This window comes from Enterovibrio baiacu, assembly GCF_004120195.1.
Lineage (GTDB): Bacteria > Pseudomonadota > Gammaproteobacteria > Enterobacterales > Vibrionaceae > Enterovibrio > Enterovibrio baiacui.
Map to the genome: position 1 here is coordinate 14,233 of NZ_SCHN01000023.1, position 24,535 is coordinate 38,767.

At 48.7% G+C, this 24,535-nt stretch carries 15 protein-coding genes and 1 other annotated feature; of the genes, 6 read left to right on the top strand and 9 right to left on the bottom strand.

The genetic code is table 11. The annotated features are described in order from the left end of the window. Positions 1–145 precede the first annotated feature (145 nt). Together ung and nfo are read right to left on the bottom strand one after the other, a co-directional pair. Positions 146–823: a uracil-DNA glycosylase gene (gene ung, locus EQP46_RS20930; protein WP_129495488.1), complete on the bottom strand. Its 678-nt coding sequence runs from the start codon at positions 821–823 to the stop codon at positions 146–148. Between the two features lie 62 nt (positions 824–885). Further along, positions 886–1,737 carry a deoxyribonuclease IV gene (gene nfo / locus EQP46_RS20935; RefSeq protein WP_129495489.1) on the bottom strand — a complete coding sequence of 284 codons (852 nt, stop codon included), beginning with the start codon at positions 1,735–1,737 and terminating at the stop codon, positions 886–888. Between the two features lie 355 nt (positions 1,738–2,092). Between nfo and grcA the strand changes: the two genes are divergently transcribed. Continuing rightward, a complete protein-coding gene (grcA, locus tag EQP46_RS20940; RefSeq protein ID WP_129495490.1) occupies positions 2,093–2,470 on the top strand; it encodes an autonomous glycyl radical cofactor GrcA in 378 nt (125 codons plus the stop codon). An 89-nt stretch (positions 2,471–2,559) separates the two neighbouring features. On the opposite strand, the gene thrC is transcribed toward grcA, so the two are convergent. From thrC to thrA, 3 genes are read right to left on the bottom strand one after another with little or no spacing between them, the layout of a single operon-like run. Then, a complete protein-coding gene (gene thrC / locus EQP46_RS20945) occupies positions 2,560–3,843 on the bottom strand; it encodes a threonine synthase (protein WP_129495491.1) in 1,284 nt (427 codons plus the stop codon). Further along, a complete protein-coding gene (gene thrB / locus EQP46_RS20950) occupies positions 3,840–4,799 on the bottom strand; it encodes a homoserine kinase (RefSeq protein WP_129495492.1) in 960 nt (319 codons plus the stop codon). Before thrB ends, thrC begins: the two co-directional genes overlap by 4 nt. Positions 4,800–4,801: 2 nt before the next feature. Further along, positions 4,802–7,261, bottom strand: coding sequence for a bifunctional aspartate kinase/homoserine dehydrogenase I (thrA, locus tag EQP46_RS20955; protein ID WP_129495493.1), 2,460 nt, complete (start codon positions 7,259–7,261; stop codon positions 4,802–4,804). Positions 7,262–7,309: 48 nt separating this feature from the next. Then, positions 7,310–7,431, bottom strand: a sequence feature (Thr leader region). A 238-nt stretch (positions 7,432–7,669) separates the two neighbouring features. Here thrA and aceK point away from each other — a divergent pair. Continuing rightward, positions 7,670–9,397 carry a bifunctional isocitrate dehydrogenase kinase/phosphatase gene (gene aceK / locus EQP46_RS20960; protein WP_129495494.1) on the top strand — a complete coding sequence of 576 codons (1,728 nt, stop codon included), beginning with the start codon at positions 7,670–7,672 and terminating at the stop codon, positions 9,395–9,397. Between the two features lie 194 nt (positions 9,398–9,591). Next, positions 9,592–10,068, top strand: a complete 477-nt coding sequence (locus EQP46_RS20965; RefSeq protein WP_129495495.1) for a hypothetical protein — start codon at positions 9,592–9,594, stop codon at positions 10,066–10,068. 27 nt (positions 10,069–10,095) lie between these two features. On the opposite strand, the gene EQP46_RS20970 is transcribed toward EQP46_RS20965, so the two are convergent. Beyond that, entirely contained in the window at positions 10,096–10,575 is a 480-nt protein-coding gene (locus EQP46_RS20970; RefSeq protein WP_129495496.1) for a putative 4-hydroxy-4-methyl-2-oxoglutarate aldolase, read from the bottom strand. A gap of 811 nt (positions 10,576–11,386) precedes the next feature. On the opposite strand from EQP46_RS20970, the gene arcA reads away from it, so the two are divergent. Next, complete coding sequence (gene arcA, locus EQP46_RS20975) at positions 11,387–12,106, top strand: two-component system response regulator ArcA (protein WP_017011650.1); 720 nt, start codon at positions 11,387–11,389, stop codon at positions 12,104–12,106. 233 nt (positions 12,107–12,339) lie between these two features. On the opposite strand, the gene arcB is transcribed toward arcA, so the two are convergent. The 3 genes from arcB to mnmL form a co-directional block, all read right to left on the bottom strand. Continuing rightward, positions 12,340–14,685: an aerobic respiration two-component sensor histidine kinase ArcB gene (arcB, locus tag EQP46_RS20980; RefSeq protein ID WP_129495497.1), complete on the bottom strand. Its 2,346-nt coding sequence runs from the start codon at positions 14,683–14,685 to the stop codon at positions 12,340–12,342. Positions 14,686–14,869: 184 nt separating this feature from the next. Beyond that, the gene (locus EQP46_RS20985) at positions 14,870–16,615 is read right to left on the bottom strand and encodes a sensor domain-containing diguanylate cyclase (protein ID WP_129495498.1); all 1,746 of its coding nucleotides are present in this window, start codon (positions 16,613–16,615) and stop codon (positions 14,870–14,872) included. A 202-nt stretch (positions 16,616–16,817) separates the two neighbouring features. Further along, a complete protein-coding gene (mnmL, locus tag EQP46_RS20990; RefSeq protein ID WP_129495499.1) occupies positions 16,818–17,744 on the bottom strand; it encodes a tRNA modification radical SAM protein MnmL/YtqA in 927 nt (308 codons plus the stop codon). A gap of 589 nt (positions 17,745–18,333) precedes the next feature. On the opposite strand from mnmL, the gene gltB reads away from it, so the two are divergent. Together gltB and EQP46_RS21000 are read left to right on the top strand one after the other, a co-directional pair. Beyond that, a complete protein-coding gene (gene gltB / locus EQP46_RS20995; RefSeq protein ID WP_129495500.1) occupies positions 18,334–22,881 on the top strand; it encodes a glutamate synthase large subunit in 4,548 nt (1,515 codons plus the stop codon). Beyond that, positions 22,874–24,343, top strand: a complete 1,470-nt coding sequence (locus EQP46_RS21000) for a glutamate synthase subunit beta (protein WP_129495501.1) — start codon at positions 22,874–22,876, stop codon at positions 24,341–24,343. Before gltB ends, EQP46_RS21000 begins: the two co-directional genes overlap by 8 nt. Positions 24,344–24,535 lie beyond the last annotated feature (192 nt).

The following is a 24,535-nucleotide window of genomic DNA, read 5'->3' on the forward strand; positions in this document are numbered from 1 at the left end:
AATTGCGCATGGTCATTTTTTGCGCAGTTATTTCAATGGGAGGGGGGAAATAAGAAAACCCGCGATCAGCGTCACTGATAGCGGGTCATTAACGCACAAACGTCTTGAAACGTTGCAGCGTAAGGAAGTTACCCTAAGGGCAATATCAATCTAAGACGGGCTGCCAATCGATCGGCGCTTTCCCTTGTTCACTCAAAAACTGATTTGTTTGAGAGAAATGCCCACAGCCTAAGAACCCGCGGTGCGCAGACAATGGTGAAGGATGCGGCGCTTCCAATACATGGTGACGTGTTCGGTCAATCACACGTCCTTTTTTGCGAGCATGTGCGCCCCAAAGCAGGAAGACAACGCCATCAGTGTGCGCGTTTACCGCTTCAATCACACGATCAGTAAAGGTTTCCCAGCCAAGGTGAGCATGCGAGTGTGCATTGCCTTGTTCAACCGTCAACACGGTATTGAGGAGCAACACGCCCTGATCAGCCCAGCTTTTCAAGTAACCGTGATTCGGGATCGAAAAGCCCTCAATATCCTGTGCGAGCTCTTTGTACATGTTGACCAGTGAAGGTGGGGTTTTAATCCCCGGTAAGACGGAGAAGCAAAGCCCGTGCGCTTGATTCGGGCCGTGATAAGGGTCTTGCCCTAAAATCACCACTTTCACGTCACTGAGTTCTGTAAAGCGAAAGGCATTGAACACATCCTCAGCGGGAGGAAATACCACGGTGCCACTTTCACGCGCCTCAGCCACATAGGCCATGGTCTGTTTAAAGTAATCTTGCTCTTTTTCCCGACCGATCACTTCATGCCAGGTCACTGCCTCTGTCATTGCTACTTCGTCCTTACTTGGTTCAAAAACGTTATTCTACACCCAAAACAACCTGTCACGGCTTACGCCGTGGCGACTTGAAATTGACGCAATAAGCGAATCTCTTCCGCCCAACGTTCAGGTTTGATGGTTTCTAAAATAAGTGGGATGCCATCAAATCGCGCATCTTGCATCAGCACTTCAAAACACGCCAACCCAATTTCGCCTTCACCCAATGCTTGGTGACGGTCGACACGGCTTCCGAGAGGTGTTTTGGCATCGTTAAGATGCATGCCGCGAAGGAACTCAAACCCCACGATGTCGCCAAATGCATTGAACGTGTTTTCCGCTGCACTGTGTGTACGTAAATCATACCCTGCCGCAAACGCATGACAGGTATCAATACAGACACCAACGCGCCGTTTATCTTCAACTTGCTCGATGATGCTCGCAAGCTGCTCAAATGACCACCCTAAATTCGTGCCCTGCCCTGCGGTATTCTCGATCACCGCCACCACATTCGGTACGGCTTGATGCGCAAGGTTGATGGATTCCGCAATCAAGGACAAACACGATGCTTCACTGATTTTCTTGAGATGGCTACCAGGGTGGAAATTGAGCAATGGCAGACCCAATTGTTCACAGCGTTGCATTTCGTCGATGAATGCATCGCGCGACTTAATCAATTTTTCTTCTTCAGGCGCCCCCAAGTTAATCAGATAAGAGTCATGCGGCAAAATGGCCTCAGGGACAAAACCCAGACGCTGACAATTCGCTTTAAATGCCGAAACCGTGCTGGATTCCAACGGCTTGGCTACCCATTGGCGTTGGTTTTTAGTGAACAATGCAAACGCATTTGCGCCTAACTCGGCCGCGTTGGCAGGCGCTTTGTCTACGCCACCCGCAGCAGAAACGTGTGCTCCAATAAATTTCATTTTCTCTCCGCCCACTTCTTGCGGGGTATGTATTCGCTTTAGTAACCGACAACATTTTAGGTTACATCAAGGGTGCTAAGAAGGCTTTTTCAATGGGAACACAACCACAAAATATGTAGTAATTATATTACAAATGAAAGTCATTCATACATACCACCCATGTTATCGAATTGTTTAAAACCAAATACTTGTCATTTTATTGATGTGAGACAAGAAACACGGCGTGGAATTCCCGCATATTTTAGTTGTAATTTGACCAAAATCAAAATAACCTTACAGACAGTAAGGTATACAGTACCCAGCTCATCAAAAGATGGAAAAATAAAACCACTAAGGCCTATCAAGGGGAAAGTTTATGATCACTGGTATTCAAATCACTAAAGCAGCAAACGACAACCTGTTGAACTCAATCTGGTTGCTGGACAGCGAAACCAACGAAGCGCGTTGCATTTGTGCACAATCTGGCTTCGAAGCTGACCAAGTTATCCCTGCCGCTGATCTGGGTGAGTACGAGAGCCGCGACATCGCGATCGAAGTACCTGCAAAAATCGAAGGTGGCCAACACCTGAACGTAAACGTACTTAAGCGTGAAACACTGGAAGATGCAGCTGCACACCCAGAAAAATACCCACAGCTAACCATCCGTGTATCTGGCTACGCAGTACGTTTCAACTCACTGACTGTTGAACAACAGCGTGACGTTATCGCACGTACCTTCACTAACTCTCTGTAATAGATTCTTCTACACAGATAGCTAGAATGAAAAAACCGACCCTAGGGTCGGTTTTTTGTTTTTGCATTCCGCCTTTCAGTGGCGCTATGTTAGCCAGCCACTTCCATGAGGTAAGCGCGGATCTGAGCAAAATCAGCATCGCGTTCAGCCGACAGCAATTCCATCACTGCATGCTTCGCCAGTGGACCTGGCAATGGGATGTCTTGTCCAAGAATCTCATCGACTGATTCTTTGAACTTCGCAGGGTGCGCCGTACAAAGGAACAAGCCGTATTCACCGTCCTGCAATTGCTCTTCCAACAAGCGGTACGCAATCGCACCGTGTGGTTCACACAGATAACCTGCATCAAACATGGCTTTCAGTGTTTCTGCCGTTTCTTCGTCAGTCACTGCGCCAGACGCCAACTCGTTCAAGCCCCAACCTTTACGTTGGCATAGCTCTTCGATACGCGGCCAGTTGTTTGGTTGGCTCACGTCCATCGCATTCGACAATGTTGGAATGGTTGGGGTTGGCGTCCACTCCCCTGTTTTCAGGTAGCGAGGCACGGTGTCATTCACGTTGGTGGCGGCAATGAAGCGCTTGATAGGTAAGCCAATCGCTTTTGCTAGCAAACCTGCCGTCAAGTTACCAAAGTTGCCACTCGGCACAGAAATCACCAAGTTTTCGCGCTGTGCGGGTGTCAGTTGAGACGCGGCCTCGAAGTAGTAACAAATCTGCGCCATCAAACGGCTGATGTTGATCGAGTTCGCTGAGTTAAGGCCAATCGCTTGGCGAAGCTCTGCATCATCAAACGATTGTTTCACCATCGCTTGGCAATCATCAAAAGTGCCGTTCACTGCGACGGTGTGAATGTTGCCACCCAAGGTACAGAACAGTTTTTCCTGCAGTGGGCTGATTTTACCTTTCGGGTACAAGATAACGACGTTGATGTTTTCCATGCCGTAAAACGCATGTGCTACCGCAGCACCCGTATCACCCGATGTTGCTGTCAAAATGGTGACTTTTCCGCCGTCAGAAACGGCAGCCAGTGATTGCGCCATAAAGCGACCACCAAAGTCTTTAAACGCCAGCGTCGGGCCGTGGAACAACTCCAATGCGCTAACACTGTCAGTCACTTTCTCGACTTTTGCAGGGAATTGAAATGCATTTTCAACCATTGAACGCACGGTTTCTTGTGGCAGTTCGTCGCCGATAAATGCAGACAAGATGTCGGTGCTGCGAGAAACGAAATCTTTCTCTAGCAGTGCATCAACATCATCAAATGCGGGTAATTCACTTGGGAAGAACAAGCCTTGATTACGACCAAGACCTTGTTTTACTGCTTGTCCAAACGAGACCTGCTCGTCGTTTTCCTTGATATTGTAAAGCTTCATAGTTCACTTCCTGTCACGGTCGATCCGGTCACATCCAATCGACAGACGTGGACAAATCCTTCTTCATTTTGAACGTAGTTATCCTGTAGCCACTTCGCCACGCGCTCGGCAATCTCTTTATCATCGGTAATGCTAAAGAGTGTTGGGCCTGAGCCTGAGATGCCAGTCGCAAGCGCGCCGGCTTCCGCTGCATAGCGTCGAGCTTGTGCAAACCCTGGCAGCAATTTCTCACGATACGGTTCTGCAACCACATCTTTGATCATACTCGCTGCCAATTGCGGCTGACCAGAGTAACAGCCATGGATGAAGCCTGCCAGATGACGGCCATGATTAATCACATCTTGGCGACGATATTGCGCAGGCAAAATGGCACGTGCTTCAGCGGTCGGCACTTTAATACCCGGGTACGCCATGACCCAGTACCATTCATCGAAACAGGGCACTTGCTGGCTGATGATGCCGTTTTGCTCAACCATCAACTGCAAACCGCCGAGGTAACAAGGGGCAACATTGTCGTAGTGCAAGCTACCAGAAATAGCCGCTTCCATTTCCCCCATTAGCGCCAACAAGGTGGTCTCATCAAGGGCGTTATCATGGAAACGGTTAAGCGCATCCAATGCTGCCACAATGGAACATGCACTGGACCCCAGCCCAGAGCCAATCGGCATGTTCTTTTCCAGTGTCATGGACACGGGGCGAACTGTCGCGCCATGTTTTTCCATTTCACGACAAAAGACCAAGTAGCTTTGATAAACGATGTTTTCTTTCGGGTCGGTCGGCAGCTTATCAACAAAGCCGCCAACACAGTTGAGAGAAAATGGCACATCGCCACCGTCGGTCACTAAGACGCGGTCGCCCAATAAGGTGCCATCAACAGGCGACACTGCCGCCCCCAACACGTCAAAACCCACACTGACGTTACCGATAGACGCTGGTGCGTAAACCACAACACTCATGGTTAAACCCCCAGTTTCCAGCCAAGTGTACGCATCAAGTCTGCGAACACACCCGCCGCGGTGACTTCAGTACCCGCACCGTAACCTCGCAGTACCAATGGAATCGGTTGGTAGTAACGGCTGTAGAACGCGAGCGCATTCTCGCCTTCTTTGATCTTGAACATAGGGTCATCTGCATCAACCGCTTGGATCTTCACAGAGCATTGACCGTTGTCGATGCTACCAACATAGCGCAACACTTTGCCTTCGCTGCGCGCTTCGCCCGCGATTTTGTCAAAGTAAGCATCGGCCTCTGGCAGTTTCGCCATGAATGCATCTACATCACCTGACGCATCAAAGCCTGGTGGAAGCGCCGGCTCAACATCAACATCTTCAAGCTCTAAGTTCATGCCCGCTTCACGCGCAAGGATCAATAGCTTACGTGCCACATCCATTCCCGATAGGTCATCACGAGGATCGGGCTCGGTGAAGCCACTTTCACGCGCAACGGTTGTTGCCTCGCTAAAGCTTTGGCCTTCATCCAACTTACCGAAGATGTGCGACATTGAGCCCGACAAGATACCGGTGAATTTTTCAAGTTCGTCACCCGCTGCAATCAGATTCTGCAAGTTTTCGATAACAGGCAAGCCCGCACCTACCGTGGTGTCATACATGAACTTACGGCGACGCGCGCGCGCTGAATTACGCAGCTGCTGGTAGTACGCCATGCTAGCGGTGTTGGCTTTCTTGTTCGGGGTGATCACGTGGAAGCCTGAGGACAAGAAGTCAGCATATTGGTCAGCTATCGATTGATCGGAGGTACAGTCAATGAACACTGGGTTGATCACGTGGTTTTGTTGCACTAAACGCACCATGCTTGGCAGGCTAAAGCCTTCTTCGGCAGTGGCTAGCGCTTCACGCCAGTTGTTTAGATCAATGCCTTTGCTGTCCAGTTTCATTTGGCGACTGTTCGCAAGACCACAAACACGGATCACGATGCCTTGCTCTGCGAGTTTCACTTGCTGGCGTTTCACCTGCTCAACCAACTCTCCACCAACACCACCGACACCAACAATAAACACGTCGAGGTAGTGATTACTGTTAAACAAGTTTTCGTGACACGCTTTCACCGCTTCCGACACTTTATTGTTCGGGATAACCGCTGAAATAGAACGCTCAGAAGAGCCCTGTGCAATCGCGACAATGTTGACGTTAACTTCCGCCAGAGACGTAAAGAACTGAGAAGCCACGCCTTTCGCGGTGCGCATTGCATCACCCACCAAAGACACGATCGCTACGTCATCTGTAAAATCAACAGGCTCTAATAGGCCGTCTTTGAGTTCCAGTTCAAAGCTGTCATGCAACGCGCGCTCTGCCAATGCTTTGTCGTCAGACTCGATACAGAAGCTGATGCTGTACTCTGATGAAGACTGTGTAATCAACACGACAGACACACCCGCCGCCGACATTGCGCCAAACACACGCGCCGCCATGCCTACCATGCCTTTCATGCCAGGGCCTGATACGTTCACCATGCTGAGATCGCTAAGGGTAGTGATCCCTTTCACTGCAAGGTTGTCTTCGCCGTTATCGATGCCAATCAATGTACCCGCACCTTGAGGGTTCGCGGTGTTTTTGATCAGACAAGGGATGTGGAAACGGGCAATAGGCAGGATGGTTTTAGGGTGAAGGACTTTCGCACCAAAATACGACAGCTCCATTGCCTCTTGGTAGCTCAGTGATTTAAGCAGCTTCGCATCTGGCACCAAACGTGGGTCACAGCTGTAAACGCCATCCACGTCCGTCCAAATCTCGCAGCACTCAGCACGTGCACAGGCTGCCAAAACGGCCGCAGAGTAATCAGAGCCGTTACGGCCTAAAGTAACAAGCTCACCTTTTTCATTCGCCGCAGTGAAGCCCGGCATCAAACCGATGTGCTTAGCAGGAATAGGCTCACGCTTGAAGTTATCTGAAGACACTTCAATGTCGACCATGGCTTCAAGGTAATCACCTTTCGCTTGCAGATAGTGCACAGGGTCAATCACGAACGTCTTATGACCACGCGCTTGCAGCAATGCTGACATAGTCGCGATAGACAGGCGCTCACCTTTACTGATGATGCGTGCGTAGATGTTGTCAGGACACAAGCCTAGAAGCGCAATACCGTGGATGTATTGTTTCAGCTGATTCAGTGTTTTATCCAGTTCGAGGTAAAGCGGCGCTTTATCGAAGGTTTCTTCCATTTCATCCAGACCATCAAAGAGGGCGCTGAATATGGCGTGGATTTCGGCAACTTGGCGCTCTGCCTCACCGTGCTTAACCGTGTTATCAATCACTGCGACAAGCGCATTGGTGATTTTTGCTGGTGCAGAAAGTACAGCGGATACGTCGCTTTGACAGGTATTGCTGGTAATGATTTCTGCGGCTCTACTAAATCGTTCCGCATTCGCGAGGGATGTTCCCCCAAACTTTAAAACTCGCATCCTTTCCTCCAGCTCCATCCTGAGCTTTCTAATTCATAAGTAAACTAATGAAAAAAAGCCCGCACCTTGTGGGGTACGGGCTTTTTTAAAAAATTCTGTGCAAATCAGCCCGCACCTGCACACGTAGTGCCGGTAATAATGGTAATAGTGAAACGGGTTGTGGCTGATTGAAGCATGTTTTAGAACTTCCTTGCTGCGTTTTTATAACCTTTACCCAAAGCGGGTTACTAGGTCAACAAAAATTTAAGTTATCTCTCAAAAAAACGCAGCATTTCGCAACTCTTAGTTAACCATTTTAAAAGATGAGAAAGCGCAGCATTCCTGAGGTTACTTCTTGCGCAATAGTCATCATCAAGACATAGTGGATTGAAAAGTGATGAAAAAAGCATCTATTACAAGGAGGGAACCGTGGCAGAAGCAATGGAGCAACTCGTCGCAGCGACAATTTTACAAGGCTCAGACGCCATGTATGGTCGCTTTCTTGATGTAACCGCTGGCGCCCAAGAGCGTTTCGAGCAGCAAGACTGGAAAAACGTACAATCGGCATTGAAAAAACGTATTAACTTTTACGATCTTCATGTCGGCTTGGTCGCCCAGCAACTCAAAACCATGCTCGATAAACAACACGCAACGCGCTCATTCCTCATGGGCGTCAAAGATGCGTATAGCCAACTCCTTGATGATTACCCTCGTTATGACATTGCAGAGAGCTTCTTTAACTCTGTGTATTGCCGCATCTTCGATCATCGCAATATTCGCCGCGACAAGTTATTCGTTAACAGCTCGCAAGGCGGACGCATTCCTAAATATCCAACGCCATTGCTCAAGCGATACGCCAGCAACAAAAACCTGATTCATACCATTGAGCGTTTGCTGGACGACACCCCTTTTTCTTTGGCGTGGGAGAACAAAGCACGCGATGTTCAACGCATTGTTGAAGCACTGCAACTTCGCTTGGGACCCCAACTGACCAGCGAAATCATCGTGGACATGGTGCGTGAGCCTTTCTACCGAAACAAAGCGGCCTATTTGATTGGCCGTATTGAAATGGCGAACCAAACGCGCCCATTAGTGATCCCGATTTTGATCAATGAAGAGGGCGAGTTGGTGGTGGATGCCTGCATCTCTGATTCAGACGATGTCAGCGTCATTTTCGGCTTCGCGCGTTCTTACTTTATGGTTTATGCCCCTGCACCAGCGGCCTTGGTCGATTTCCTTAGCCAGTTGATGCCTCATAAAACACCGGCACAGCTCTACACAGCCATCGGTTGTCAGAAACACGGTAAAACGGAACTGTATCGAGAATTCCTCCACCACATGGATAACTCGGACGACCAATTCGTCATCGCCCCCGGCATCAAAGGGATGGTGATGTCTGTGTTCACCCTGCCTTCCTATGGCTTCGTGTTTAAGATCATTAAAGACAAGTTCGCTCCACAAAAAGACATCACGCATGCCGTTGTCAAAGAGAAGTACCAATTGGTAAAAGAGCATGATCGTGTCGGTCGAATGGCGGACACCTTGGATTACCGCAATTTTATTTTTCCAAGAGAGCGCTTCAGTGAGGAATTGATTGAAGAGCTCATGGAGGTTGCACCCTCTCTGATCAAGCTGACCAGCAAAGAAGTCCATATCAGCCATTTGTATATGGAACGGCGCATGATCCCGCTCAATATCTATCTTGAGCAGGCCAATGAAGACGAACTCAGAGAAGCCGTACAAGAATATGGCGACGCCATTAAGCAACTTGCGGCCGCAAACATCTTTGCGGGAGACATGCTGTTTAAGAACTTTGGTGTCTCCAGACATAGCCGCGTTATCTTCTACGATTACGATGAAATCATGTACCTGACGGAAGTGAACTTTAGGCGTATTCCACCGCCTCGCTTCCCTGAAGATGAGATGGCAGCTGAACCTTGGTACAGCGTGGGCGAGTATGATGTCTTCCCCGAGGAGTTCCGTACCTTCTTACTGATCAACCCGAAAATACGTTCGCTCTTCAACGAACTGCATTCGGACTTGTTCGAGGCTGACTATTGGAAGCAATTACAAAACAATATTCAGCAAGGCCAGTTCAACGATGTATTCCCTTACAGCGATGAATGTCGTTTCAATATTCTCAGGACTAAAATGTGATTTAGACCTTGACCGGCGTGCCATTTAGGCACGCCGTTTGCTTTTATTTTGGAGGGTAAGAAAGGGCGGCAACTTACTGACACTGCGACAATTCCCAATTGTTGAAAAAAACTGGCACGCCTCTTATCAAAACTGAAACGAGTGGACTAGACTAGACACTTAATCATAAAAATAACGAAAAAGGAGTGGCGTAAATGAACAAACTTTTGCTCGCAGCCACTCTTCAATGCGTGGCATTTTTCAGTGCTGCACAAGATTCCCTCCCGCTCTATGAATATATAGAGGAAGACACACGCAAGCCGTGGTTTTCAAATTCAATCACCAGCGGGTATAACGGGTTCGACAGTTGGACGATCAATAGCGGGTATCACTACCCCGTGCTCAAGAACATTAATCTTTACCTTGCCACTGAAATGCGCACCACCACCAGCGAGTCAACAAGCGCCAAAGGTTTGTTGAGCGGTATTCAATACAGCTTTAACGAAAAGCTCAGTTTTGAAAGCAATGTTCAAGCCGAGCGCAAGAATGATGAGACGGTAGGCATTGTTGGGATGGGCAGTAAATTGCAGCTCACCGAGCACCTCAATGTTGAAGCGCGTTTTGATTATTCACTAAACCAAGAGCCTTCGGCATCCGCCCAATACCAACTTGGTGTCGGATACCGCTTTTAACCGACACCCTCTATTGGCAGTCTCGTTTCAGTAAACAGAGACCTTACTGACCATCACGCCGTTAAGATCAGCATACAGATAGTCCCCAGACGCAATGGACACGCCACCAAGTTCTAGCGTCACGCCAACCTCTCCCGCGCCCAGTTTTTCTGTTTTGATCGGACACACCCCCAACGCTTTCACCCCAAGCGGCATGGTACTGAGTGCGCCGGCATCTCTCACCGCACCGAAAATGACAATGCCTTTCCAGTTATTTTCTACGGCTCGCTCTGCCAATAAATCGCCCAGCAACGCTTTGTTGAGGCTGCCCTGCCCATCAACAACCAAGACCCGACCATTTCCGGGTTGGTTGACCAACTCCCTCACTTTGGAGTTATCTTCCACGCAATGCAGGGTTTCAACCTGACCTGAGAAGATGGATTCACCACCGAAATCACGCCATTGGATAGGTAACCATTGAACATTGTCACCGTGCTCATCACTCAAATCAGGAAGTAAGTCGTTCATAGTGCCTCCATGCCTTTTCATGCTTTTCTTAAATGCTCAAGCAACGAATCACCTTCATTGCGCGTTTTCAGCCCTAACTGTAGCCAAACTTTCACGACTCGCTGTTTTTAGCAAATGACGGGGGCGTTCAAGAACCAGATATCTCAAACACTCAAAATGGCATCAATCTCAATTGCTCCGTGCTACTCAGATGTAAACACTGCCAAAGCAACTGAAGATAATTTAATCATCCGCATCAATACCTTATTGCTATATTTAATTTCCCTCTGCGGATTGCTGCACAATTTGGAAAAACGTGAAGTGACAGACGCATGGCTCTCAAGGCGAAGTGGTTGACCGTTATGCGACAACATGGTGAGATACCCGCGCTGGCGCGAAATCTCTTTACACAATTTTCACACCTGTTGTAATAGTACGAAAATGTTTAAACGTACTCTTAAAGAATCGGCCAAGTATCGAGGTGATATTCCCCTTTTTGGGACGACTTTCGCCGAGATTGACGTATATCAATAAAGATTAAAAAAAATCGCGTTGATTTATTACTAATTATTGTTAGCACGCTGTTAAATGAATACAATCAGCGCTATCCAATGGATTTGCTGACCAAAATGATTTGATCAGTAGCATGCAGCGTAAAATTACGCTTCAGCAAAAACCTTCTCTAAGGATGGCGTTCGGATCAGGGAAGTATGCTTTTGAAGTCGAAGAGTGGCTTTCTAGGTACTTTTCCTGTTTGTAAATTTTTTTCATAGAATCAACATATTCTGTGATTGTTAAATACCAGATTCCTTAAAGAAATTAGGTAACGCCAATGCAAACCCCTCATATTCTGATTGTAGAAGACGAACACGTAACGCGTAACACGCTGAAAAGCATCTTTGAAGCGGAAGGTTACACAGTACTGGAAGCCAACGATGGCGAGGAAATGCACCAAGTGCTTTCCAACAATCAGGTACACCTGGTGATCATGGACATCAACCTGCCAGGTAAAAATGGCCTGCTGCTAGCACGCGAACTTCGCGAGCAAGGCGACATGGCTCTGATGTTCCTAACTGGTCGTGATAACGAAGTAGACAAGATCCTAGGCTTGGAAATTGGCGCTGACGATTACATCACCAAACCATTTAACCCACGTGAACTGACCATCCGTGCGCGTAACCTTTTGACCCGTGCAATGAGCCAAGGTGCAGTACCAGAAGACAAACGTTCTGTAGAGCGTTACGTATTCAACAACTGGGTACTGGATATCAACAGCCGTTCACTGATCAGCCCAGACAACGAGCAATTCAAACTGCCACGTTCTGAGTTCCGTGCTCTGCTGCACTTCTGTGAAAACCCAGGCAAAATCCAAACACGCGCAGACCTTCTTAAGAAGATGACTGGCCGTGAATTGAAACCACATGACCGTACGGTTGACGTCACCATTCGTCGTATCCGTAAGCACTTCGAGTCATTTGGTGACACACCAGAAATCATCGCTACTATCCACGGCGAAGGTTACCGTTTCTGCGGCGAGCTAGAAGACATTTAATCTTCGCTCACGCAAAACGACACAGATTAAAAAGGCCTGCATTGCAGGCCTTTTTGTTTTCTCTTTTTAGGTATGGCGTCAGTGTCTCTACTGGCCGCAACTCACCCTATCAATCCAGCCTTAGCCGAAGCACTTATCCCGTCATTTCATCAGTACGACGCGTAGAAAAGCCCAGAAAGATCAGCGAAAAAGAAAAGGGACAAAAGCCTTCACTTTCATCCCTTCTTTCATCACTACTTGCTGTATTCATCCAGCCATTGTTTCAGCACCGTTAAATCGTGCTTATAGCCTTCTTTGATTTCATCCACCCAATCCGCGATGTTCTCCCACCAAGCAGGTAGCTCTGGCGATTGTGCTTTCTGAGCGACTTTCTGAATATGCTTCAAACCAATCGATCCAGCCGCGCCTTTGATTTTGTGCGCTTCGCTGGCAATGCCATCCTGATCTTTGGCAGTCATATTGCTGTCTAAGATATGAATGTAATCTGGCATCACTTCTTCGAACATCTTGATGCTTTGGTAAACAGGCTCTGGGCCCACAATATCCACGTATGAGCGCAGCATTTCGAGATCGAGCAGTGTTTCGTAGAGCTCGTTTCCAGGTTTCTTCGGTTCAACCACAGGTGTATGTCCTTTACTCAATGGGCATTGAAGCGCTAATCGCTCAATCACATCCGTTACCGCAGCCACGCTGATCGGTTTGCTAATAGCGTCATCCATGCCACGTTGAATGTATTCGGATTTGTCTTTTATGACATTCGCAGTCAACGCCACCAAAGGCGGTAAAGGTGCGTCGCCACTCCGCAATTGCGCTGCGATATCAAACCCTGTCATATCTGGTAACTGGATATCCAGCAATAAAAGATCAAAGTGTGCGGTTGGGAATGTCTCTAGTGCTTCTTTGCCACATCGCGCAACTGTCACCGTATGACCAAAGCTCTCCAGCAAGTTCACAGCAACGGTGATGTTCAGTTCAATGTCTTCCACCAGCAGAATTTGCAGTGGGCTTTGCTCTGTTATCACACGCTCTTGGCTTTCAACGGCATCACAAAGCGGTACGCTGAGCGTCACGGTAAACGTGCTCCCTTCTCCTTCCTCACTGTCTACCGTTATGTCACCGCCCATCAAGCGCGCCAGTTTTCTCGATACTGCCAATCCAATGCCTGTTCCCACGGCATGCAGATTGTCTTCACCTTGCTTCACTTGGTAGTACATGGCGAAGATTTTCTTTTGTTCTTCAAACGGAATGCCGATACCACTGTCTTCAATATCAAATTGAAGGTGCGCCATTTGGTCTTCAACGTCGCAACTGACCGCGACATTCACCGCCCCCTGCTTCGTGAACTTCACGGCGTTGCCCACCAAGTTCCAAAGGATTTGGCGTAAGCGGGTGCCATCCACGCTCACTGCCGCAGGGAATGACGTCATGCGATCGAGTGAAAAACGCAGGCCCTTTTGTTCCGCCATCAAACCACTGATGTTTTCAATCTCGGTAACGAAATCGGGTAAATCTATCGGCTGTGGAAGAAGCTCCAAGCGGCTACGATCCGATTTATCGAGGTCGATAATGTCGTTAAAGATATTCCCTAAGGTAATCGCACTGACGTGAATCGTGCGTAAATACCCCAGTTGCTCATTCGATAATCGGGTATCCAGCAACATACGGCTCAAACCGACGATGCCGTTAAGTGGGGTTCGGAGTTCGTGGCTTATGGTAGAAATAAAGGCCGTTTTGTCACGGCTCGCTTTCTCCAATGCATCTTGGTAGCGCTTACGCTCAGTGATCTCTCGACCAAAACCAACCAGACCTAAGCGGCGTCCATCACGGGAATAAAACGGCAATTTGCGCAGTTCAAAGTATGCTTTCTGGCCATCGTCGTACTCCAGCCATTGCTCATAGGTCAAAGACACATTGTTATCAAAGACTTGCTGATCGGTTTCAACAACCTTGCTCGCCACATCTTCGCTGTAAACATCCCAAGGCGTTAGGCCGACCAACTCTTTTTCTTTCTTACCGGTAAGCTCCTCCATCGCTTTGTTACAGCCTGAGAATTGACCACGTTCATTTCGGTAATAAATGAGATCAGGCGACGCATCGATAAAAGAACGCAGTAATGCGGTCTGCTCTGCCAGTTCTAACTGGGCTTTTTCACGTTGATAAACTTCGTTTTCAAGATCGAGCATGGCCTCTTCGCGCGCTTCTTCTGCACGCTTACGCTCTTCAATTTCTAAATTGAGCTGGGCAATATTATCGGTGAGTTGGCGGTTAAGCTCCATGTCGCGAGAACGCATCTCTTCAAGCTTGGCGACAAGTTTCGTCAACCGTTGACGAGACTCTTCAAGTTGATCGACAACCACAGAAAGGAAATACACGGCCCAAGGTGTGATAAGAAGGCCAAAAAAGACGGAGCGAACGATGTCGCTGTCATGAACGCTACCATTGAGCACAAGTGTAATGGCCACTTGCACCACAACAGCCAGCGCAACAAGCGCGAGGGCCAGCAACATGCTGAATCGGACAATACCTAACTTCACCAATAAATCGACGTAGTATTGTGCCAAGAGTTTTATTTGCTTCATTGAACTTCCTGATCAACGGTTCTGAAGCAACATAATAGCGAGCACCCAGAACAAGCTAAAGAAAAAGGCGTCGAAACGCCCCTTATATGTCGAAATAACGTCAAGAGACAGGATCCACAGCCTCTCAATACGTTCAATGAGAGGCTGTGTGGGAATACGCAGTGTTTGTCGTCGCTTGTGTGATTTAGACGCGATCAGCCACGAGGTTTGTCGACGCTATGCGGTTTCGTCCGGCGTGTTTTGCGCGATAAAGGGCTTTATCAGCAGCCAAGACCAAATCACCATAATCTTGCCCTTGAACGGGTAAAATGGTCGCCACACCCTGACTCAGGCTCAAGCGCGTTGAGGCAGAAGAGAATCCATGTTCAATATTGGCGCGCGCCAGCGCATCTGCAATTTTTTCAGCCACATACACCGCACCCTCTTCCGACGTGTTTGGCAGCAAGATGGCAAATTCTTCTCCCCCATACCGCGCAACTGCATCGAGTGGCCGTCTGATCACATCGAGGAACACTTCCGCCACAATGCGCAGGGCTTTATCGCCTTGCTGATGGCCATAGTTGTCGTTGTAAGGCTTGAAGTAGTCAATGTCGCAAAGAATAAGAGAGAGCGGTTCTTGCTCACGAATGTGGGAGTGCCACATTTTCACGAGCTGCTCGTCAAAGCTACGCCGATTCGCCACTTTTGTTAGACCATCAACGAAGCTCAATTCCTCAAGCTCCATGATAGCGTCCGCGAGTTCTTGTTGCGTTGCTTTTCGAGCCGTGACATCACGGGCGATAACTAAGACGCCGATAGTGTCATCCGTCGGATCGCGGAATTGGGTTTTGGTTAATTCATACCAGACGTGCGAGCCATCGCGCTTCATCACCAAGTCTTCATACTTGATGGTCTTGCCTTCTTTCAGCACAGGCACATCGACGCGCTTATGATCCGCCAATACATCCGGATCCATCAAATCCGCCGCCTGCTGCCCTTCGAGGTTGTCATGCGGTGCGCCCATGGCTTCGGCAAACGCCGCATTTCCGCCAAGAAAAACGTAGGAAGAGTTGTAGATGCCAATGGGATCAACACTGGCTTCGAAGATAGAGGCCAACACATTACTGTGTTGCTTCAAGCGTTGTTCGACTTCTTGTCTCGCGGCGATCTCTTGTTCTAAAACTTCTTGCATCATGTGCCAGTTGGTCACGTCGTGGCTAATGCTCAGCGTGCCATAGATGCGATTGTCGTTATTTCGAAGCACCGTTTGACTGGTTTCGAGCAAGCAACTGTCACCGGCGGGTGTGGTCGTCCAACTTTGTTGGGTTCGGCGGCTCTCGAAGTTATCTTCCGCATTGAAGAATAAGCCCTCGTCTTCTCGCCCTTTCCAAAAACGATCAAACGCGTTGTTGGTGCCAACAATGCGTCCGTCTCTGTCCTGAAAGCACACCAGTTCAGCCAGAGAGTTGATAACACTGCGAAAGATATGATTGTCGTTGTTGGCGAAAGGCTCGCTATAAACGCTTTCAGATTCAGGCTCGAGGGAGATAATCCACGCTCGCTGGCCACTACACCAGACGGGAAGGCCAGAAAAACGCGCATACCTTGGCGCATTGCGGTTTGAAACCGTCCTAAAGTCGGCAGTGACATCGATAAAGGGCAAAGGCCAGCGACGGTATTTCAGTAACGATTCAAACGTGGCTTTGTCGCTTGTCCCTTTTAGTTCAAGTTGTCCATTGACGGTTTCGACATTAAAAAGACGCACAAATCCCCTGTTAGCAAACAGGATCTTACCATCCTCCACACCGATCATGGCTTTGGGAGAATAGAGGTTTGATAGGTACGCTTGCCATGTTTTCTTCGATACAACACGACGGCGAGACGCCCAAAACGTACCGATAAGAAAACCGACCAAGAGCGTTACGGCTGCCATTGGCATCCAATCAGTCATTCACCCATCCCAAACTTGTGTTTCCTTTGCGTCTTTATTACTGGCATATTCAATTTTTGAACAAACCTCACGCTTTATCTTGCCATATGGTTGAGAAAGAAAACGAATAAGCCTACACCGTTTTGCGACGGAGATTCTCTAGGAGACCCCGATTTTCCTCAGCTCAACCGAGATATGCCCAGTAAACACTGATTTGGTCATTCTAGGAGGGAAAGACAAAGGCATCATTAAGCAATGTCCCTTGTGCGCCCTTTTCCGTCAATGCACGCGCAACGCCCGTCATCGCAAGCCAACGGTTCTCGCACCACGTTGGCGCAAGCAAGGTTGGACGACGCGCACTCGCAGAGACGCGATGATAAACAACATTTGATGGCGTTCGAAGGATCATCTCTGATGCACTCTCGACATAATCCTCTATTGTGATTTCACCCAAACGCCCTGCACGCCAAGATTTGGCCATGACGCTGCCTTCAACAATGTGAAGAGGATGCAGCTTAATCCCGTCCGTTCCTGTTTCAACGACACGTTCAATGGTGTCGATATGATCGGCGCGTGTGTCACCCGGCAAACCAACAATAAGGTGGGTACAAACGTTCAACCCAAGGGCTCTCGCCTTCTTGGTAACACGATCATAGCAAGCGAAATCATGCCCGCGATTTATACGGTGCAGGGTTTTGTCATTGGCGGTCTGAAGACCAAGCTCTAGCCAGATCTCAAAGCCTTGAGCACGATAGCTTGCTAACAACTCAAGCACGGCATCAGGCACACAGTCAGGACGCGTGCCGACACACAAGCCAACAATGTCAGCGGTTTTAAGTGCTTCTTCATACATGGCTTTCAGTTTTTCGACTTCCGCATACGTGCTTGTGTATGCCTGAAAATACGCCAAATACCGCTTCGCTCGGCCAATTTCACCCGCGCGCTGTACCAACTGCGTTGTGACAGAGAGCTGTTGTGCCGTTTCATCAGCAAAGGACGCAACGTTGCAAAATGTACAACCGCCGCGGCCTAACGTGCCATCTCGATTGGGGCAACTAAACCCACCATGCAACGTAAGCTTGTGTACTTTTTCGCCATACCTGCGTTGTAAATCCTGACCAAAGGTATTCACCAAATGATGAAGTTCCATCGTCGACCGCCTCAGTGTTGAACGTAATAAAATTATGATGCTGAAAAAAAGCCGTCGATTTTATCACCAGCACAAAGCCGAAAAGCTCGATTGAATCAATCAAAATAGTAATTTTGTGCGACGAATTGAAAAAAAATTACAAAATAAAAACATTCACCTAGCGCCCCCCTCCGGGAGGAAAACTCGATATTCAACAAAATGACCCCATACCGAATAATTAGTCATTATTATCGAGATTAAACGCAGTTAATGTAAAATGATGCGCAATTGATTGTTAAGTTTTTATGGTAATTAAATTCCGGAATATGTAGGATATCTACAGCTGCGACTAAATTGTGAGCAATATAATTCGCGAAATTGCGCCTGTTCATAGCGACATATTTGGCATTTAGAAAAAAGCGCAGCAGATCTACATAGTTTTGTAGAAAAAAGGATTACTTTTCTTGGTAGAAGTAATCTGGCTTGGACACCAGGAAACAACACTTTTGTTGATCCTATATTCGTGTCCGCTATGCCCATGCCCGCAACAGGTATGGCAAGGGAAGACAAATGCATCCACTGCATTTGTGTCAACTGGAAGGACGTAAAGATGACAGATTCAGTGCTACGCACCGAGGGGCTCTATGTGCCCGAGATGGAACACGATGCCTGTGGTATCGGCTTCGTTGCCCACCTAAAAAACAGAAAGTCCCATGCGATAGTGACCCAAGCACTCGACATGCTGGCTCGTATGGAACACCGTGGCGGTCAAGGCTGCGATCCATGCAGCGGTGACGGTGCGGGTATTCTTCTTCAAAAACCTCACGAGTTTCTTCTTGAAGAAACACGCGCACTTGGCATTCAACTTCCGTCGGCAGATAAGTACGGCGTCGGTGTAATGCTCTTCCCAAGAGACGAAAACAAACGTTATCAGTGCCGTGAGATTTTTGAGCGTAATGCAAAGCGTCTTGATCTGGAGGTGATTGGCTACCGTGAACTGCCAACCGATAACTCCATGATCGGTGCCGACCCATTAAGCACAGAACCCCATTTTGAACACGCATTTGTTACTGGTGGCGAACACCTTTCAATCGATGAACTCGAGCGCAAACTGTTTGTTCTTCGTAACTACACCGTTCGCGTGTGTCTTGAAAGCGTGTCGAACATTGGTGATGACTTCTACATCAACTCGTTCTCAGCGAAAACACTGGTCTACAAAGGTCAATTGACCACAGAGCAGGTGCCACAATATTTCTTAGACCTTCAAAATTCTTCGATGGTCACAGCGTTGGCACTGGTTCACTCGCGCTTCTCAACCAATACATTCCCACGTTGGCGCTTGGCTCAGCCTTTCCGTAACATCGCGCACAACGGCGAAATCAATACCGTTCGCGGTAACCTGAACTGGATGAAAGCACGTGAAGCACTGCTGGAATCGAAACTGTTCAGCGATCAAGAACTCAAGATGCTACTGCCTATCTGTCAAGAAGGCGCATCTGACTCTGCTAACTTCGACATGGCGCTAGAGCTCCTTACTCTGTCTGGACGCAGCATGCCGCACGTCTTGATGATGATGGTGCCAGAAGCTTGGCAAGAGAAGAAAGACATGGACCCTAAACTCCGTGCTTTCTACCAATTCCACGCAAACATCATGGAACCATGGGATGGCCCTGCCTCTTTGTGTTTCACTGATGGCGTAAAAGTCGGCGCGACACTAGACCGTAACGGTCTTCGCCCAAGCCGCTATACCGTGACAAAAGACGACTACCTCATCATGGCATCCGAGTCAGGTGTGGTAGAGATCGCGCCAGAAAACGTTCACTTCCGTGGTCGTTTACAACCTGGCCGTATCTTCGTTGCCGACCTCGAACAGGGTCGCATCATTTCTGATGAAGAAGTGAAAAACGAAATCGCATCAGCGCAACCTTACCAAGAGTGGGTTGAGAAGAATTTGCTGAAACTGGATAAACTGCCAGAAGCAGACTCCAAGCACCATCAACCGTCGCCAGATCGCCTTCTTCATCACCAACAAGCGTTTGGTGTGACATCAGAAGAAGTGAATGAAATTCTGGTACCGATGGCGAAAGACGCAAAAGAACCGCTTGGCGCAATGGGCGCTGACTGGCCTTTGGCTGTGCTTTCTCACCAATCTCAGCACCTTTCTAACTACTTCAAGCAGTTGTTCGCACAGGTCACCAACCCACCTATCGATCCGATTCGTGAGCGTATGGTTATGTCTTTAAAAACCTACCTAGGTAAAGACCAAAACCTACTGATCGAAACGCCGGAGCATTGCCGCAAAGTGGAATTGGAAACCCCAGTTCTGAGCAATGCAGAGCTAGAAAAGCTGCGTGCCATTGATAACGACCACCTTCAAGCGAAAACGCTGGATATCGTGTTCCGAGCAAGCGGTGAAAACGGCAAGCTAGAGCGCGCGCTAAAACGTATTTGTCAGTATGCAGAAGATGCGGTTAACGATGGTTACTCCATCATTCTTCTGACTGACCGTGCAGTGAACTCAAACCATGCAGCTATCCCTGCGATGCTTGCTGTGGGTGCGGTTCACCACCACCTGATCCGCAAAGGCCTTCGTGCGAAAGCGGACATTGTTATCGAAACGGGCGATGCTCGTGAAACCCATCACTTCGCCACACTCGTTGGCTACGGTGCGAATGCTGTTAACCCGTACCTAGTCTACGAAACTTTGGTGGATTTACAGCGCACGAAGAAGCTTGATCCAGAAGCGGACGTGGATGTGTTGTTCGAGAACTACCGCAAGTCAATCAACGCAGGCTTGCTGAAAATCTTCTCGAAAATGGGTATTTCAACCCTTCAGTCTTACCATGGTGCACAAATCTTTGAAGCATTGGGTATCAGCAAAGCGGTTGTCGACAAATACTTCACCGGCACTGTGTCGCGTATTCAAGGCCTGACCATTGATGACATCGCGAAAGAAGTGCTCGTCCGTCACCGTCTGGGTTACCCAACGCGTGAAATCCCAGTTCAAATGCTGGATGTCGGTGGTGTTTATCAGTGGAAACAACGTGGTGAGAAGCACCTGTTTAACCCTGAAACTATCCACTTGCTGCAAAACTCAACGCGCAACAAAGACGTTAAGCAGTTCAAAGAGTATTGCCACGCTGTAGACAGCCAAGGCGATAATGCTGCAACGCTGCGTAGCCAGTTTGATTTTGTGAAGAATCCAGCAGGTAGTATCCCTCTTGAAGAGGTTGAGCCAATCGAAAGCATCCTGAAGCGTTTCGCGACCGGTGCAATGAGCTTTGGTTCTATCTCGCATGAAGCGCACTCAACCCTTGCTGTTGCAATGAACCGCATCGGTGCCAAGTCGAACTCAGGTGAAGGCGGCGAAGATCCAGCCCGTTTTGAGAAGAAAGAAAACGGTGATTGGGAACGCTCTGCGATTAAACAAGTTGCATCAGGCCGTTTCGGTGTGACGTCTTACTACCTCACCAATGCCGCTGAGATCCAAATCAAAATGGCGCAAGGCGCGAAGCCAGGTGAAGGTGGTCAGCTTCCAGGTCACAAAGTCGATGACTGGATTGGTCGCACACGTCACTCCACCCCAGGGGTCGGCCTCATTTCACCACCGCCACACCACGATATCTACTCTATCGAGGATTTGGCGCAGCTGATTTATGACCTGAAAAACGCGAACCGCGAAGCGCGTGTTAACGTCAAGCTGGTATCAGAAGCGGGTGTAGGCACCATCGCGTCAGGCGTAGCAAAAGCCAAAGCTGACGTGGTTCTGATTGCAGGTTTTGATGGCGGCACAGGTGCATCACCACTGTCGTCAATCAAACACGCGGGTCTGCCATGGGAGCTGGGTTTGGCGGAAACACACCAAACACTGCTGAAAAACGGCCTACGTAACCGTATCGTCGTTCAATCAGATGGTCAGATGAAAACCCCTCGCGACTTAGCCGTGGCAACACTACTGGGCGCAGAAGAATGGGGCGTGGCAACCGCAGCACTGGTTGTTGAAGGTTGCATCATGATGCGTAAGTGTCACCTCAACACCTGCCCGGTAGGTATCGCAACACAAGATAAAACCCTGCGTGAGCGCTTTGACGGCCGCGTAGAAGACATCGTGACCTTCTTCACTTACATGGCCGAAGGCTTACGTGAAGTGATGGCAGAGCTTGGCTACCGCACCATTAACGACATGGTCGGTCAATCTCAGCACCTGAAAGTACGTAGCGATGTGGGTCACTGGAAATACCAGAACCTTGACCTCAATGTTGTTCTTCACAAAGAAGAGCCACGCGAAGGCGACGGCATGTACTGCCAGCGCGAGCAGAACCACGGTCTTGAAACCATTCTGGATCGCCGCTTGATTGAAGCCGCATCAAGTGCGCTTTATGAAGGCCGCAAAGTGGATGCCGAGTTCGCTATCGTCAACACAGACCGCAGCGCGGGTACCATGTTGTCGAATGAGATTTCGAAAATTTACAAAGACCAAGGCCTACCTGAGCAGATGAATGTGAAATTCAAAGGCTCTGCCGGTCAAAGCTTCGGTGCATTCCTTGCGAAAGGCGTGAAGTTCGAAGTCGAAGGCGATGCGAACGACTACTGGGGTAAAGGTTTATCTGGCGGTACCTTGGTACTTTACCCAGACGCGAAGAGCGACATCATCGCCGAAGACAACATTGTTGTTGGTAACGTCTGTTTCTACGGCGCAACCTCGGGTGAGTCATTCATTCGCGGTGTCGCTGGCGAACGTTTCTGTGTGCGTAACTCTGGCGCGAAAGTGGTTGTTGAAGGCATTGGCGACCACGGCTGTGAGTACATGACTGGCGGTGTTGCTATCGTGCTTGGCCAAACAGGCCGTAACTTTGCAGCGGGTATGAGTGGCGGTGTTGCTTATATCTGGGACCAGTTCGAAAACTTTGAATCTAAGCTAAACCCTGAGTTGGTTGACTTGGATCCATTGGATGCAGAAGACATCGAACTGCTGAAAGAGATGATTGGTAAACACCAAGCACTTACTGGCAGTGCCGTTGCGGAGACCTTCTTGTCGAATGTTGATGAGAACCTCAAGCGCATCGTGAAAGTGATGCCGCGCGATTACAAAGCTGTGCTGGAACAACGCAAAGCGGAAGCCGAAAACAAGGAAGAAGTGGAGGCTGTAAATGGGTAAGCCAACTGGATTTTTAGAATTTGGCCGAGAACTCCCGGGCAAAAAAGACCCTGCTGTTCGTATTCAAGACAACAAGGAATTTGTCCTGAACGAAGAGTTTGGTGAAAAGATTAACGAGCAATCATCACGTTGTATGGATTGTGGTGTCCCGTTTTGTCATAACGGTTGCCCAATCGGTAACATCATTCCTGAATTCAATGACGCGGTATATCGCGACAGCTGGGAAGAGGCGTGGAACATTTTAAGTTCTACCAATAACTTCCCTGAGTTCACGGGACGTGTGTGCCCTGCACCGTGTGAAAGCTCATGTGTCTTGGGCATTAACCAAGACCCAATCACCATCTGTAACATCGAAAAAACCATCGTAGAGACGGCGTATCGTGAAGGCTACGCTAAGCCAAAAACGCCAACGTCTCGCACTGGTAAAAAAGTCGCCATCATCGGTTCAGGTCCTGCGGGCTTGTCTGCTGCAGAGCAACTTAACAGTGCAGGCCATTCCGTCACTGTTTTTGAACGTGATGAAAAAGTCGGTGGTTTGCTGCGTTTCGGTATTCCAGATTTCAAACTCGGTATGGACATTATCGATCGTAAGATCAATCTAATGGCCGAAGCTGGCGTGCAATTTGAAGTGAACGCACACGTAGGTGTGACGGTTAACGCGCATCAAATTCGTCAAGATTTTGATGTGGTATTGCTCACCGGTGGTTCAACCGTGCCGCGCGATTTGCCTATCCCAGGCCGCGAGCTTAAAGGCGTACACTTTGCCATGGAATTCCTTGGTCAAAACAACCGCCGTGCTAACGACATGGATCTGAAAACCGAAGAAATTCACGCGAAAGATAAACACGTTGTGGTTATTGGTGGTGGTGATACAGGTTCTGACTGTGTGGGTACTTCAAACCGTCATGGTGCGAAGAGCATTACACAGGTTGAGATCATGCCGATTCCACCAGAGCAGCGCCCTGCAAACATGCCTTGGCCGCAATACCCGATGATCATGCGTACCTCGACGTCACATGAAGAAGGTTGTGATCGTCACTGGAACATTCTGACCAAAGAATTCATCGGTGATGATGCAGGCAATGTCAAAGCGCTACGTATTGCTGACATCGTTTGGAAAGACGCAGCACCGGGCGAACGCCCTGGCTTTGAAGAAGTCGCGGGTACTGAGCGTGTTATTCCATGTGATCAAGCCTTCTTGGCGATGGGCTTCCTACACCCAGAACCACACGGTGTATTAGCACAACTCGATGTTGCCTTGGATGACCGCGGAAACGTGGCAACGCAAGGCTATCAAACCAGTCAAAAAGGCGTTTTCGCCGCAGGTGATATGCGTACAGGTCAATCATTGGTTGTTCGTTGTATCAACGAAGGCCGTGAATGTGCGCGCGCGATTGATGCCTTCCTTATGGGTGATACGCATCTCGAGGCAAAAGCTGACTCGTTGATGCTCTCCGCATAATAATAAGTAAGTGTTATCTTCCAGTTTTGCCAGCCCTCTGTGGCTGGCTTTTTTCTTTTTCACCACAAGCAATTCATCAAAACGCTAAAAATCCCACACAACACACCCCACACCCCGTCGTTTTCATCCAGTAATCTCTGCGACTGAGTTAAAAAAAACCACCATAAAATGCTAACCCTAGCGTGCCTTTTC